Origin of the sequence: Cryobacterium sp. TMT4-31 (assembly GCF_004403385.1) — a bacterium.
In the GTDB taxonomy this organism is placed as follows: domain Bacteria; phylum Actinomycetota; class Actinomycetes; order Actinomycetales; family Microbacteriaceae; genus Cryobacterium; species Cryobacterium zongtaii.
The window spans coordinates 23,764-38,036 of the sequence record NZ_SOGI01000070.1 but is presented as its reverse complement, the minus strand read 5'-3'; the positions used below and the strand labels follow the sequence as shown (position 1 = coordinate 38,036).

The following is a 14,273-nucleotide window of genomic DNA, read 5'->3' as shown; positions in this document are numbered from 1 at the left end:
CGCCCGGCGCGCCCCGGATGCCCCCCATCGTCGTCGGGTTTGGCGAGAGTGTCCCTGGAAGCACCATGTGACGGCTAACGTGAGTAGACGAAGTCTGGGGGCGGCGATGGCGGCGACTACATCTGCGGCGCAGGGTGAACAGACACGGTCAGGTGGGCGGTTCGCCTCGTGGCCGATCTGGATCATGGCGCTCCTGCTGGCGACGTTCTCCGTCGCCATCCTGCTCCGACGTGACACCGAGTTCAGCCCGCTCGTCGACGGGTGGCTGGGGCTGCTCGCAATGGTGGTTCCCATCTTCGTCTGCGTGCGGGCCCTCCACCGCACCCGGTTCGGCCAGCTGGAGCTGGTGCTCGCTGCGGCAGCGGTGACCTCCTGGGCGGTCGGGAACATCTATTTTGTGCTCTCGGCAGGCTTCGGCGTGACGCTGCCGTACCCGTCGCTCGCCGACATCGGGTTCCTGGCCTTCTGCCCCCTGATGATGGCTGCGCTGGTGGTGTTGGTGCGCCGGAAAGCGCGGGACATGGCCTGGTCCGTTGCGCTGGACGGCGCCCTGGGCAGCGTCGCCGCGGCAGCCGTGCTGGCGGTGCTGCTGAATCCCATCCTGGGCCCCGTCGCAGACAGACCGGCCTCGCTGGCCACTGCGGTCGCGGTGTCGTATCCCCTGGCCGACCTGCTGCTCGTGGCCGTCTTCGTCGGGGTCGGGGCCTCCCAGGGGCGGAACGCGGGTCCCCGATGGATCCTGCTCGTGTTGGGCCTGATGACGTTTGCCGCCACCGACGTCACCTACGCCCTGCTGGAACTCACCGACCTGTACGTCGTGGGCACCCCACTCGACATGGGCTGGGCCATCGGCCTCGCCTTTATCGCGTGCTGGATCGACGTATCCGCCCGCGCCGACAGGACGCGACCCGTCCCGGCGTGGTCGATTCCCGCGCAGGCCGTGCCGGCGTTGGCCACGGCCACCGGGCTGGGTGTCCTGATCCTGGCAAGCGAGGTGGAGGTCCCGCCGCTCGCGGTGGCGCTCGCCAGCCTGACCCTGGTGCTGGCCGCGGTTCCCCTGGTGTTCAGGCAGCGGATCCGGCTCGCGGACATGCACCGCCAAGCCATGACGGACGAGCTCACCGGCCTGCCCAACCGGCGCGCACTGTACGCCGAGGTGCCCGCTCGGCTGGCCGCCGATCGGCAACGCCGCAGTGCGCTCCTGCTGCTTGATCTCGACAAATTCAAGGAGGTCAACGACAGCCTCGGACACGACGTTGGCGACGGTCTGCTCCGGGTGGTGGCCGGGCGACTGTCGGCGCAGCTGCGCGAGGCCGATCTGCTGGCCCGACTGGGTGGGGACGAATTCGCCATCCACCTCGACGGATGCGATGTCGCCGCGGCCGAGAGCGTCGCCGTGAAGCTGCGCACGGCACTGGCCGAACCGTTCACCCTGGCCGGCATCACCCTGCAGGCCCACGCCAGCATCGGAATTGCCCTCCACCCCGAGCAGGGCCAGGACCTCACCCTGCTGCTGCGCAAGGCCGACATGGCCATGTACCGGGCGAAGTCCACGCGGGGCGGGCACCACGTCTACCGCGACGACGACGGCCAGGGCGACGAGCGGTTACGCACCCTGGCGGAGCTGCGCACGGCGCTGCTCGAAGACCAGCTGCTGCTCCACTACCAGCCCAAGGTCGATCTCGCTGTCGGCACCGTCCGGGGCGTTGAGGCCCTCGTGCGCTGGGATCACCCGGTGCGCGGGCTGCTCTATCCGGATGCCTTCCTCGCACTCGTCGAGGAGGCCGGGCTGATGCCGGCGATGACGCAGATCGTGTTCGAGAAGGCCCTGGATCAGACTGCTCGCTGGCAGGAGCAAGGGCGCACGCTGTCTGTGGCGGTCAATCTCTCGGCAAGCTCACTCGTCGACGTTGAACTGCCCGATCGGATCGCTGACATGGTCGCCGCGCGCGGGCTGGTTCCCTCAGTTCTGGTGCTCGAGATCACCGAAGACTTCCTGATGGGAGACCGGGAACGGGCACACGCCATCCTCACCCGGCTGCGTGACCTCGGGGTGCGGATCGCCGTGGACGATTTCGGCACCGGCTACAGCTCCCTGGCGTATCTCCGTGATCTGCCCATCGACGAGCTGAAGCTGGACAAGTCCTTCGTGATGCCGATGGCCGACGATCCGCGCGCGGCCGCGCTCGTGGCCTCGACCATCGATCTGGCGCACAGCCTCGGCCTGCGGATGGTGGCCGAAGGTGTCGAGAGCAGCGTCGCCTACGCAGACCTCGCCGGCCACGGGTGCGACGTCGCGCAGGGCTTCTTCATTTCCCCGCCCGTGCCGGTAGCCGAACTGGATTCCTGGCTTGCCAGCCGCGAGGTGGCCGTTGTGACCGGCCTCACGGCCACGCTGTTCACCCCTCGTGAGGGCCGGTAGGTTATTGGCCATGATTCAGATCGCGCGTGAGACCCCGACCCGGACGGACGTGCTGCTGTTGCTGGACGAGCACCTGGCCGACATGTTCGCCACCTCACCGGCCGAGAGCGTGCACGCCCTGGACCACTCGGCACTGTCGGCGCCGGAGGTCTCGTTCTGGACGGCCCGGGAGGACGGCGGCCTTCTCGGCTGCGGGGCCCTGAAACAGCTGACCCCCACCGAGGGTGAGATCAAGTCGATGCGCACCGCCCCGGCCGCGCGCGGACGGGGCATCGCCGCGGCCCTCCTCGGCGAGATCGTGAACGCGGCCCGGCACCGCCGGTACGAGCGGCTCTACCTCGAGACCGGCAGCCAGGACTTTTTCGCGCCGGCCAGGCGGCTCTACGACCGGCACGGCTTCACCGAGTGCGCCCCGTTCGCGGACTACGTTCTCGACCCGCACAGCACCTTCATGCGTCTCGATCTCGCCGGCGGCTGAACGCCGACCGGTGCCCGGGCACGGGCACGGGCACGGGCACGGGAGTAGGTTGACGCCGTGACCACACTGCAACGGAAGGACCGGCTCCACGAACGCCTCGGAACCGGTGCGAACGCCTTCGCCAACCATCCATTTCGATGGGCCTTCGTCGCCACTCTCGGCGTGCTGGCGGCTCTGGTAATCGCCGCCGCCGTCGCCGGCATCGGGACCGTGGTCTTCTCGGTGTTCGCTGCCGCGTTCATCACCCTCGGCCTGGATCCGTTGGTGCGGTGGTTCGAACGTCGCGGCATGAAGCGCGGAGGTGCGATCCTCACTGTGAACCTGCTTTTTGTGCTGGTCATCGTCGGCATGCTCTCGCTGGTCCTGCCGCTCGTCATCGGCCAGGCCGTCGCCTTCGTGAACGGCCTGCCGGCGATGCTGGCCGATTTGCGCGCCGAAGACTGGTTCCAGCAGGCGTCGTCGGGCAGCGGCGGACTGCTCACGAATATCTACTCCGGCGTGGTCGACTTCCTCACGAACCCGGCCACCTGGACCGGGATCGGCGGCGGGCTCCTGCAAGTCGGCGTCGCGGTGATCAGTGCGATCTCGACGACAACGTTCATCTTCATCCTGACCATCTACTTCACAGCCACGCTGGACTCCTCCAAAGCGGCGATCTACACCCTGGTCTCCGCGTCGCACCGCGAACGGGTGGTGGGGCTGGCCGAGCGAATCATGCAGAACATCGGCCGGTACCTCAGCGGCATGGTGGTGTTGGCGTTCCTCAACGCCACCTTCAGCCTCATCCTGTTGACCCTGGTCGGCAACCCGTTCGCGCTGGTCATCTCGGTCTCCGCGTTTTTCATCACCCTGATCCCCCTGATCGGCACGGTGTTGACGACGGCGTTCATGACGATCCTCACGCTGTTCGTTTCGCCGACCGCGGCGCTTGTCGTGCTGATCGCCATGCTCATTTATATGCAGATCGAGGCGTACATTCTCACCCCGAGGGTCATGAGCAAGGCGGTCAATGTTCCCGGCTCCATCGTGCTCATCGCCGCCCTCGCCGGCGGCACGCTCGCCGGCCTGCCCGGGGCGCTCGTCGCCATCCCCGTCGCGGCCGGCATTCTGCTGGTCCTCAAGGAAGTGGTCATCCCCGCCAAGGCGCTCAGCTGACTCACCCCCTGTTGGAGCCGTCGAGCCAGGCAGTCATGCGCCGGAGGCTGGACTGGGCGCCCGGGTTCTCCGGCTCGTTCAGGTGGCCGTGCCGGGTTCCCGGCTCTTGGCAGACCGTGACATCGACGCCAGCCAGCGCGAGTTCCGCCGCAAAGGCCTGCCCCGACGCGCGCAGGCTGTCGTGCTCGGAATTCAGGACGAGCGTGGGCGGCAGGCCGGCCAGATCGTGACCGCCGGGGAACGCATAGGGATTGTCGAGCCCGGCTGGGTCGCCCACGTAGTTGAGGTTCATCGCCCGCACATCGTCGAGCTCGAACCGTGCGTCAGCGGGCAGCACCGCGATCTTCTGCGCGAGTTCGGTGCTGGGTTCCGGCAGGACGCTGTGCACGAGCGGGTAGGCCAGCAGCAGCGACGCCGGCTGTGCGCCGCCGGCGTCCCGCAGCCGCAGCGCCACCCCCGCGGCGAGGGCGCCTCCCGCACTCGCCCCGCCCAACGACAGCCGGTCGGCGTCGATGCCGTACGCGGTCGCCTGATCGGCGGCCCAGCAGAAGGCCGCGGCGACCTCCTCGGACGCCACCGGGAAGAGCACCCCGTCGCGGGCCGGTTCGCTGTCAGTCAGGGCCGCCGACACCGGTGCCAGCCGATATCCGACGCTGATCACGGTGATGCCGCGCGCCGCGAGCTGTTGGGACACCCAGTGCGCCTCGGGCATCTCCAGGTCGCCCCACGCGAAGCCACCCCCGTGCGCCCAGACCAGTGCCGGGCTCTGTTCCGACCCGGCGGCGGCGCGATAGACACGAATCGGGATGGCACCGTACGGGCCGGTAATCGTCAGGGAATCCATGGCTCTGATCCTCCCAGCTGCTGCCGTACCGGCGGCCACTCGACACGCTCGCGACCCGCGGGGTCAGGACCGGGCGCGGCGGCCGAGCTTCGTTGCGGCGTAGAGCAGGCAGCCGACCGCGACGATGATGCCGCTGCGCAGCCAGACTTCACCGCTCTGCTGCGTGAGCAGAACGAGGCAGGAAAGCGCGCCCAGAATTGGCAGCACGCTCCAGGCCCGGAAGTGCTCGTGTTCGACCTTCTCCCGGCGGAGGACAAGAACGGCGATGTTCGTGCTGAGGAACACCAGCAGCAACAGCAACACCACGGTCTCTGCCAGCGTCGCGATACTCCCGGTGGCGGTGAGCACCATCGCGAGGGCCGTGGTGATCACGATCGCCACCCACGGTGTGCCCCGGCCCGGCAGCACCTTGGCGAACACCGACGGCAGTAGGCCCTGCACACCCATCCCGTAGGCCAGTCGGCTGGACATGATCATGGTGAGCAGCGCACCATTCGCAACCGCCACCAACGCGATCAGGCTGAACAGCCAGGCCGGGATGCCCACGCCCGTTGCCTGGATGACGGTGAGCAGCGGACCGGTGGATTCCTTCAGGTCGGCGGCCGGCACGGCCACCGATGCCGCCGTACCCACCAGCAGGTACAGGATGCCGGCCGTCGCCAACGCGCCGAACAACGCCTTCGGGTACACCCGCGATGGGTTCTTGACCTCTTCGATCACGTTGGCGCTGGTCTCAAACCCCACAAAGGAGTAGTACGCCAGCAGCGCGGCACCGAAGACCGCAATCACCGGGTTCGCGGTGGATTCGAAGGTGACCGCCCGGCTGAGGTCTCCCCCGCCGCCGGAGAACATCACGGCGACCGCGACGACGACGAGCACCAGGCCGGTGGTCTCGATGACTGTCATCACCAGGTTCGCCCGCACCGATTCCTTGATGCCCCGGGCGTTGAGCAACCCGGCGGCGGCGAGGAAGAGCACCGCGCCGAGCACCGGCGGAATGTCGATGAACGTGCCGAGGTAGTCTCCCGCGAACGCGAGAGCGAGGCCGGCGGCGCTGACCACGCCGGCCGCGAGCATGCAGAAGCCGACGAGGAACGCGATGAGCGGCTTCTTGTAGGCGCGTTCCGCGAACACCGCGGAGCCTCCCGCCCGGGGGTACTTCGTGACGAGCTCGGCATAGGACGCCGCGGTGAGCAGGGCGAGGCCCAGGGCGACAAGCATCGGCACCCAGGTCACGCCGCCGACCTCGCCGGAGATCTGGCCCACCAGCGCGTAGATGCCCGCCCCCAGCACATCGCCCAGGATGAACAGGTACAACATCTTGCCGGAGATGTTGCGCTTGAGTGCCGGCTGGGTTGCGCCTTCTCGCGGGTCGGTGCTGGCGTTTTGCTGTGTCATTCCGATACTTTAACCCGCGCCGCCCATCCCGTGGCTACCGAAAAGACCGAACGAAATCGACCCAGCTTTGCGGGCAACTGTTACCGCACCGGACAATTGTGGCCGGTGTGCCGGCCACAATTGTCCGCACGGGGAACAGTTGGCGGCGACGCGGGTCCGTCAGCCCGCGGCGTGGGCGGCGAGCTTGGCGGTGAAGTCGGAGAACAACAGCCGCAGGTCGAGCCGGGTGTACACCCGCATCGGCCGGGGACCCTGCCGCGGGATGAAGTCGTACGACCCGTCGGCGCGGATGCGCGGCACCGTGCGGGTGACGTACGCACTCGACGAGGGGTCCGCCGCGAACGAGGACTGCAGCGCAGTCAGCAGCACGAGCGGGCTGTCGCCCAGGATGTACGTCTCGCCGAGCGGCGGGCCGTCGGCGCCGACTATCGCGGCAACCCCCGCGAGGGCGTCGTAGAGGTGCGATCCGATGGCGCCGTGCGGTCGAACATCCGTGAGCAGCTCGGCCCAGGAGAAAAGCGCCTGCCGGTACGCATCCCGGGGCACCTGCCAGATCGGCATGAAGGAGTCGAAGATCACCCGGGCGGCGGAGATGTCGATGGCCAGGTTGTATTCCGGGCCGTGCGTTCCGGGCGGCGGCACGGCCAGGCCGTCGTGCTCCGGCCCGCCGATCCAGACCAGGGTGAGCCGGGTCGCGATGCGCGGCTCGAACAGGTACGCGCTGGCGATCTCGGTGAGCCCGGCCCCGCAGGCCACGAACAGCGGCAGATCGGTGTCGGTGCGCATGGCCTCGGCGATGATCGCATCCGTAGCCGCGGAGCGAACCGGCGAGAGCGGGTCGGTCATGCCCAGGTTGGACCCGGCCAGCACGGGGATCGTGCCGGCGCGGCCGAGCAGCTCGAGCACGGTGCGGGCGGCCTCTGCGGCGTTGTCGGCGGTCTGCTCGGACGGGTCGAACGGGTCGCCGGGCCTGAGGTGCGACCCGATGATCGCGCGGATCTCCACGGAGGGCGACAGGACGTGGTGGGCCAGCTGCACCAGGCCGTCGGGATCGCCGGAGAAGTCGTTGTCGATGATCACTCGGGCGCGCGGTTGCACGACCCGGCGCAGCTCGGTCTCGAATGAGGTCAACGCCGGCACCTTCCCTGAAGGGGTTTTTCTGACGAGTGTAGTGGTCGCGGCGGTGCGGCTCGCGGCACGTGTTCGGGGTCGCGGCACGGGGTCGATCCCGCGGCACGTGTTGAGGATCGCGGCAGGTGGGAGAACACCTGCCACCGGAAATGCCACGTGCCACCGCACTCGCGTCGTGCCGCCGGGACAACGGCGTGCCACGAGAACCGGTGCGGCTACTGCGGCGCCATCCGGATGCCGCCGTCCAGGCGGATGGTCTCGCCGTTGAGCATCGGGTTCTCCACGATGTGGCGCACCAGGGCGGCGTACTCGGCGGGGTCGCCAAGCCGGGCCGGATGCGGCACCTGGGCGCCGAGCGACGCCCGGGCTTCGGCGGGCAGGCCCTGCAGCAACGGGGTGTCGAACAGTCCGGGCGCGATGGTCACGACCCGGATGAGCGAGCGCGCGAACTCCCGAGCCAACGGCAAGGTCATCGCCGAGACCCCGCCCTTCGATGCGGCATAGGCCGCCTGACCGATCTGGCCGTCGAACGCGGCGACGGATGCCGTATTCACGATGACGCCCCGCTCCGGGGTGCCACCCGCCGCGGTTGCTCCCACAGCGTCCACCGGCTCGGTGGCCTGCATGGCCGCGGCAGCCAGGCGCACCACGTTGAAAGTGCCGAGGAGGTTCACCCGCAGCACCCGTTCGAAGTCGGCCAAGGCCATCGGGCCCTGCCGGCCGACGGTGCGCGCCGCGGGCGCGATGCCTGCACAGTTGACCACGATCCGCAGTGGGGCCACGGCTCCGGCGGCCTCGACCGCGGCCTGCACATCGGTCTCCACGGTGACATCCCCCGGCAGGAATATCGGCGACCGCGGTGCAGAACCTGGCGCCGCAGTCAGCTCGGCCGCCCGCTCTGGGCCCGCCGAACTCGCGAGGTCGAACAGCACGACGTGCGCGCCGGCCTCGTGCAGGGCCCGCGCGGTGGCCAGTCCGAGGCCGGAGGCGGCGCCGGTGACGAGTGCGGAGCATCCGTTTATGCGCATCAGAGTCGTTCGATGATGGTGGCGTTGGCCATGCCGCCGCCCTCGCACATGGTCTGCAGGCCGTAGCGACCGCCGCCGGACTCGAGGGTGCCGAGCAGGGTGCCCAGCAGCCGGGTGCCCGAGGACCCCAAAGCGTGACCGAGGGCGATCGCGCCGCCGCTGGCGTTGAGCTTCTCGAGGTCGGCGCGCAGTTCGCGCTGCCAGACCAGCGGCACGCAGGCGAAGGCCTCGTTGACCTCGTAGGCGGCGAGGTCGTCGATGCCGAGGCCGGTGCGGGCCAGGATGCGCCGGGTGGCGGGGATCACGCCGGTGAGCATCAGCAGCGGGTCACTGCCGGTGACCGCGAAGCTGTGGAACCGAGCCCGGGGGGTGAGGCCGAGCGCGGCGGCGCGGCTGGCGCTCATGATCAGGGCGGCGGAGGCGCCGTCGGTGAGGGGCGAGGAGTTGCCGGCGGTGATCTGCCAGTCCACCTCGGGGAACCGGGCGGCGAGCTCGTCGGTGCGGAATGCCAGCGGCAGCTCGGCGAGGGTCTCGACGGTGCTGCGCCGCCGGATGGTCTCGTCGCCGATGACCTGGCGGCCGTCGGGCAGGGTGACCGGCAGCAGCGTCGCATTGAAGTCGCCTCGCGCGGCGGCCTCGGCGGCGAGCCGGTGTGAGCGGGCGGCGTACGTGTCGAGTTCGGTGCGGGTGAGACCCCATTTGGCGCTGATCAGCTCGGCGGAGACGCCCTGACCGACCAGGCCCTGCGGGTAGCGGGCGTGCATCAGGCGGCCGTGCGGGTCCTGGCTGATGATCGCGGATGCGGGCGAGCCCCAGCCCTCGGAGCGGCCGGCCGCGTCGGAGCCGCCGGCCGGGGTGGGTCCGCCCGCGGAACCCAGCGGGATGCGGCTCATCGATTCGACCCCGCAGGCGATGACGATGTCATAGCTGCCGGCGAGCACACCCTGCGCGGCGAAGGTGGCGGCCTGCTGGCTGGAGCCGCACTGCCGGTCGATGGTGGTGCCGGGCACCGATTCGGGAAACCCGGCGCTGAGCAGCGCGGTGCGGGTGATGTTGGTGCTCTGCTCACCCACCTGGGTGAGGCATCCGCCGATCACGTCATCGACCAGGGCCGGGTCAAGGTTATTGCGGTTGACCAGGTCCTTCAGCACCCCGGCGAGCAGGTCGGCCGGGTGCACCCCGGAGAGCGCACCGCCGGGCTTACCCCGGCCGGACGGGGTGCGGACAACATCGACGATGACAGCATCATTGCTCATGGCTCCAGCCTATGGGTCCTGGTGAGATCCCGGCCGATGCACGGTGAGCACGTGCGCAGACACGCCCTGCGGACGATGGCTCCGGGTCGCATCCAGCAGCAGCGCCGACCCGGGCGCGGCCTCGGCCCCGTTCACCCGCACGGTGCCGCGCAACGCGAGCAGCAACTGCGCCCCGGCAGGCAGTTCGGCCTGGGGCGTTAGCGTGCGGATGCTGAACTCCGGCGGTTCGGCGGCGACGGCGAAGGTCAGGACGACGAGGGAACTCGCCCCTGGCGGCCTGAGTTTGGGCCGTTCGAAACACACCGTGGCGGAGCGCACCGGCATGACGTGCGCGCGGCGCAGGACCCGGTTCGATTCGCTATTGCGCACCGCAACCTGCGGGCCGGCGAGGCCGACCACATAGTGGTGGGTGCCAATGGGTCCGACCAGCAGGCCAGCGGAGTCTTTGATCTCGACCACGCGGAGCTGCCAGCGCAGCGTCAGGTCGTGGTCAAGATCGGCCCAGATCTCGCGGGCGCTGCCCCTCCCCTGGTCCAGGGGCTGGCGGGGCAGGTCGGCGAACCGGATGACGCGGGGCGGAGACTGGTCCGCCTCCACGCCGTCATCCTCTTCTGCCGGGATGCTCATCGGTCGTCACGGTCGGGCCGGCCCGGCCCGCCGGGAGCCGACACAAAGATGTGCTGGATGGTTCGCATTTCAACCATCCAGCACATCTCGGTATTACGAAGGACCGGTTACTCAGGCCTTGCTGTCGACGAGGACGTAGCCCTCTTCACCGTGCATCACGGAGTCGATGCCGGCGATCTCGTCTTCGTTCTTCACGCGGAAGCCGATCGTCTTCTCGATCGCGAAGGCGATGCCGAAGGCGAGGACGAACGAGTAGGCGAGAACGGAGAAGGCCGCGATGGCCTGGACGAGCAGCTGGGTGCCGTCGCCGCCCAAGAACAGGCCGGTGCCGTTGGCGAAGAAGCCGAGGTAGAGCGTGCCGATCAGGCCGCCGACGAGGTGGATGCCCACGACGTCGAGCGAGTCATCGAAGCCCAGCTTGAACTTGAGGTCCACAGCGATGGCGCAAACCGCACCGGCCAGGACACCGAGCACAATGGCCCAGATCGGCTGCAGGGAGGCACAGGCCGGGGTGATTGCGACGAGTCCGGCGACGGCGCCGGATGCGGCACCGACCGACGTGGGCTTGCCGTCGCGGATCTTTTCGACCACGAGCCAGGCGAGCAGGGCGGCAGAGGGCGCAGCGATGGTGTTGACGAACGCGAGGGCCGCGGTTCCGTCGGCGGCCAGCTCGGAACCGGCGTTGAAACCGAACCACCCGAACCAGAGCAGACCGGCGCCGAGGAGCACGAAGGGCGGGTTGTGCGGAACGTGCACGCCCTTCTGGAAGCCGACCCGCTTGCCGAGCACCAGGGCGAGGGCGAGGGCTGCGGCACCGGCGTTGATGTGCACCGCGGTACCACCGGCGAAGTCGATCGCGCCGAGGCCGAAGACCGACTGCAGGCCGTGGGTGATCCAGCCGCCGTAGGAGAAGCTGCCGTCCTCGGCCAGGCCGAAGTTGAAGACCCAGCTGGCGACCGGGAAGTAGACGACCGTCGCCCAGATCGCGGCGAAGATCATCCAGGAACCGAACTTGGCGCGGTCGGCGATGGCGCCGGAGATCAGCGCGACCGTGATGATGGCGAAGGTGGCCTGGAACGCGACGAAGGCCAGCGGCGGGTACATCGCGCCCTCAGGGGTTTCCAGCGCGGCGGTCAGGCCGATGTTGGACCAGTCGATCGCCCACGGCGCGACGGTGCCTTCGGATGCCGGGAACGCGATCGCGTAGCCGTAGATGACCCAGAGCACGCCGATCAGCCCGAGGGCACCGAAGCTCATCATCATCATGCTGATGACGCTCTTGGCCTTGACCAGCCCCCCGTAGAAGAACGCGAGTCCTGGGGTCATGAGCAGGACGAACGCTGCGGAAATCAGCAAGAAAGCTGTATTGCCTTGATCCATTGGAAAAACCTCTCTGCACGGACGCAGCGGCTCGCGTCGGGTAAGACATACCCTGACAGGGCTGTGTTACACCCTCGGCAAAGCTCTGTTTCGAACACGTTGCAGAGAGCGCCCCTGTGTAAACAACAGATGACGTGAGGCTCAGAGGTCGACGAGAGTCAGCTGGAAAGTGCCCACATCGCGACGGCGCTGGCCGCCGCCACGTTAAGGGAGTCGATGCCGTGTTTCATCGGGATCTGCACCACGGCGTCCGCCGCGGCGAGCGCCTCGTCGGTGAGCCCCTCCCCCTCCGCGCCGAGCAGCAACGCCAGCCTGGCGTGCTGGTCGCCGTGGAAGTCGCGCAGGCTCACCGCATCCGGGGTGAGCGCCAGGGCGGCGACGTGGAAGCCGTGCTCGGTGAGCAGCCGCCGGGTGCTGGGCCAGTCACCCACCCGGGTCCACGGCACCTGCAGCACGGTACCCATCGACACCCGGATGGCCCGACGGTAGAACGGGTCGGAGCAGCGCGGGGTGACCAGGATCGCGTCGGCGCCGATCGCGCCGGCGGAGCGGAAGATGGCACCGACGTTGGTGGGGTCGGTGACGTTCTCCAGAATCAGGATGCGCCGGGCATCCGACAGCAGCGCCGCCGGGTCCGGCAACACGGGCCGGTGCATCGCGGCGATCAGGCCACGGTGCAGCACGTAACCGGTGAGCTCCGTGAGCAGCTCCCCCGCGCCCACGAACACCGGCACGTCGTCGCCGACGAGAGCCCGGGCCTCGTCGAGGGTGTTCGCCAGGGTGAGCACCGACCGCGGCCGGTGCCCCGCCCGCAGCGCCCGCTCGAGCACCAGCGCGGACTCGGCGATGTACAGGCCGTGTTCGGTGCCGCGCGCCTTCTTGAGCGCCACATCCGTGGACTGGGTGTAGTCGGCCAACCGTGGGTCGCTCAGCTCATGAATCTCGATTATCGGCACCCCAAAAGCCTACCGACGCCCACCCCTCCCAAAACCGTGCGCGAAAGCGGTCACCTGGTTGCGTCAGCCCGCTGAGGTGACCGTGTGACCGCTTTCGCGAGATCTTGTCTAGTCGTAGTCGGCGAAGGGGTCGGGGGTGAGGGTGTATTTGGTGGAGAGGTACTCGTGGATGCCCTCCGAACCGCCCTCCCGGCCGAGGCCGGACTGCTTGACCCCGCCGAACGGGGCGGCCGCGTTGGAGACCACGCCCATGTTCAGCCCCATCATGCCCGTCTGCAGCCGCTCGATCATGCGCTGCCCGCGGGCGAGATCCTGGGTGTACACGTAGCTGACCAACCCGAATTCGGTGTCGTTGGCGATGCGCACGGCATCGTCTTCGTCGTCGAAGGGCACGATCGAGAGCACCGGTCCGAAGATCTCTTCGCGCAGGATGGCGCTGCCCGGCTTCACCCCGCTGATCACGGTGGGCTCATAGAAGGTGCCGGCCCGGTCCAGGGCGCGCCCGCCGGTGAGTAGGGTCGCGCCGCGGCCGAGGGCGTCCTGCACGAGGGTGTCGGCCTTGGCCACGGCATCCGCGTTGATCAGCGGGCCGATCTTGACGCCGGTCTCGGTGCCGCGGCCCACGGTGAAGTCGGTGACGGCCTCGGTGACCCGGCGGGCGAACTCGTCGGCGACGGATGCCTGCACGATGAACCGGTTGGCGGCGGTGCAGGCCTGGCCCACGTTGCGGAACTTCGCGGCCAGGGCGCCCTCGACGGCGCGGTCCATGTCGGCGTCCTCGAAGACCAGGAACGGGGCGTTGCCGCCGAGCTCCATCGAGGTGCGCAGCACGTTCTGCGCGGACTGCTGGATGAGCTTCTGGCCGACGCCCGTGGAGCCGGTGAAGCTCAGCTTCCGCAATCTGGGGTCGGCGATGATGGGCGCGGACACGGCCGCCGACGTAGAGGTGGTGAGCACGTTCACCACACCGGCGGGCAGGCCCACCTCCTCGAACAGCTTGACCAGGTACAGCGTGGTGAGCGGGGTGAGCTCGGCGGGCTTGATCACGACGGTGCAGCCGGCCGCGAGCGCTGGCGCGATCTTGCGGGTCGCCATAGCCAGCGGGAAGTTCCACGGGGTGATCAGGAAACTGGGTCCGACCGGGTGCTGCGACACGATCATGCGCCCGGTGCCCTCGGGGTTGGTGCCGTAGCGGCCGGTGATGCGCACGGCTTCCTCGCTGAACCAGCGCAGGAACTCGCCGCCGTAGCCGACCTCTCCGTAGGCCTCGGCGAGGGGCTTGCCCATCTCCAAGGTCATCAGCAGCGCGAACTCGTGCTTGCGTTCCTGCAGCAGTTCGAAGCTGCGGCGCAGCACCTCGCCGCGCACCCGCGGCGGGGTGGCGGCCCAGGCCTCCTGGGCTTCGACGGCGGCGTCGAGGGCGGCCAGACCGTCGGCGACGCCGGCGTCGGCGATGGTCTTGATCACCTTGCCCGTGGACGGATCGTGCACGGAAAGGGTGTTCCCGTCGGCGGCGGGCACCCACTGCCCGTTGATGAACAGCTCGTTGGGAACGTGCTGGAGTAGTTCTGCTTCGGTTACGTGCGCCACAAATGCCT

General features: G+C 69.0%; 12 protein-coding genes. 3 read left to right on the top strand and 9 right to left on the bottom strand.

What is annotated here, in order from left to right:
* Positions 1–184: 184 nt before the first annotated feature.
* The 3 genes from E3T19_RS17325 to E3T19_RS17315 are packed head-to-tail and all read left to right on the top strand — an operon-like array spanning position 185 to position 4,055.
* Positions 185–2,422 carry a bifunctional diguanylate cyclase/phosphodiesterase gene (locus E3T19_RS17325; RefSeq protein ID WP_166788917.1) on the top strand — a complete coding sequence of 746 codons (2,238 nt, stop codon included), beginning with the start codon at positions 185–187 and terminating at the stop codon, positions 2,420–2,422.
* A 10-nt stretch (positions 2,423–2,432) separates the two neighbouring features.
* A complete protein-coding gene (locus E3T19_RS17320; RefSeq protein WP_134409443.1) occupies positions 2,433–2,900 on the top strand; it encodes a GNAT family N-acetyltransferase in 468 nt (155 codons plus the stop codon).
* Positions 2,901–2,957: 57 nt separating this feature from the next.
* Complete coding sequence (locus tag E3T19_RS17315; RefSeq protein WP_134409442.1) at positions 2,958–4,055, top strand: AI-2E family transporter; 1,098 nt, start codon at positions 2,958–2,960, stop codon at positions 4,053–4,055.
* Between the two features lies 1 nt (position 4,056).
* Here E3T19_RS17315 and E3T19_RS17310 read toward each other — a convergent pair whose 3' ends face one another.
* From E3T19_RS17310 to E3T19_RS17270, 9 genes are all read right to left on the bottom strand, one after another.
* Positions 4,057–4,899 (bottom strand): alpha/beta hydrolase, encoded by an 843-nt coding sequence (locus E3T19_RS17310; RefSeq protein WP_134409441.1) that lies wholly within the window; start codon positions 4,897–4,899, stop codon positions 4,057–4,059.
* Between the two features lie 63 nt (positions 4,900–4,962).
* A complete protein-coding gene (locus tag E3T19_RS17305; protein WP_134409440.1) occupies positions 4,963–6,297 on the bottom strand; it encodes an APC family permease in 1,335 nt (444 codons plus the stop codon).
* Between the two features lie 159 nt (positions 6,298–6,456).
* Entirely contained in the window at positions 6,457–7,428 is a 972-nt protein-coding gene (locus E3T19_RS17300; protein ID WP_198414931.1) for a nucleoside hydrolase, read from the bottom strand.
* 215 nt (positions 7,429–7,643) lie between these two features.
* Entirely contained in the window at positions 7,644–8,456 is an 813-nt protein-coding gene (locus E3T19_RS17295) for an SDR family NAD(P)-dependent oxidoreductase (protein WP_134409439.1), read from the bottom strand.
* Positions 8,456–9,712 carry a thiolase family protein gene (locus tag E3T19_RS17290; RefSeq protein WP_088455210.1) on the bottom strand — a complete coding sequence of 419 codons (1,257 nt, stop codon included), beginning with the start codon at positions 9,710–9,712 and terminating at the stop codon, positions 8,456–8,458. The genes E3T19_RS17295 and E3T19_RS17290 overlap by 1 nt, the downstream gene beginning before the upstream one ends.
* Before the next feature lie 9 nt (positions 9,713–9,721).
* On the bottom strand, positions 9,722–10,339 hold the full coding sequence (locus E3T19_RS17285) for a hypothetical protein (protein WP_134409438.1): 618 nt from the start codon (positions 10,337–10,339) through the stop codon (positions 9,722–9,724).
* 111 nt (positions 10,340–10,450) lie between these two features.
* Positions 10,451–11,719, bottom strand: coding sequence for an ammonium transporter (locus tag E3T19_RS17280; RefSeq protein WP_088455208.1), 1,269 nt, complete (start codon positions 11,717–11,719; stop codon positions 10,451–10,453).
* Between the two features lie 158 nt (positions 11,720–11,877).
* Entirely contained in the window at positions 11,878–12,675 is a 798-nt protein-coding gene (locus E3T19_RS17275) for an RNA methyltransferase (protein ID WP_088455207.1), read from the bottom strand.
* Between the two features lie 108 nt (positions 12,676–12,783).
* Entirely contained in the window at positions 12,784–14,265 is a 1,482-nt protein-coding gene (locus E3T19_RS17270; RefSeq protein ID WP_134409437.1) for an NAD-dependent succinate-semialdehyde dehydrogenase, read from the bottom strand.
* Positions 14,266–14,273 lie beyond the last annotated feature (8 nt).

Bases quoted from the DNA above. Each gene is read 5' to 3' on its own strand.
- E3T19_RS17310 (WP_134409441.1), bottom strand. From the start codon at position 4,899: ATGGATTCCCTGACGATTACCGGCCCGTACGGTGCCATCCCGATTCGT.
- E3T19_RS17325 (WP_166788917.1), top strand. From the start codon at position 185: ATGGCGCTCCTGCTGGCGACGTTCTCCGTCGCCATCCTGCTCCGACGT.
- E3T19_RS17290 (WP_088455210.1), bottom strand. From the start codon at position 9,712: ATGAGCAATGATGCTGTCATCGTCGATGTTGTCCGCACCCCGTCCGGC.
- E3T19_RS17280 (WP_088455208.1), bottom strand. From the start codon at position 11,719: ATGGATCAAGGCAATACAGCTTTCTTGCTGATTTCCGCAGCGTTCGTC.
- E3T19_RS17305 (WP_134409440.1), bottom strand. From the start codon at position 6,297: ATGACACAGCAAAACGCCAGCACCGACCCGCGAGAAGGCGCAACCCAG.
- E3T19_RS17295 (WP_134409439.1), bottom strand. From the start codon at position 8,456: ATGCGCATAAACGGATGCTCCGCACTCGTCACCGGCGCCGCCTCCGGC.
- E3T19_RS17320 (WP_134409443.1), top strand. From the start codon at position 2,433: ATGATTCAGATCGCGCGTGAGACCCCGACCCGGACGGACGTGCTGCTG.
- E3T19_RS17285 (WP_134409438.1), bottom strand. From the start codon at position 10,339: ATGAGCATCCCGGCAGAAGAGGATGACGGCGTGGAGGCGGACCAGTCT.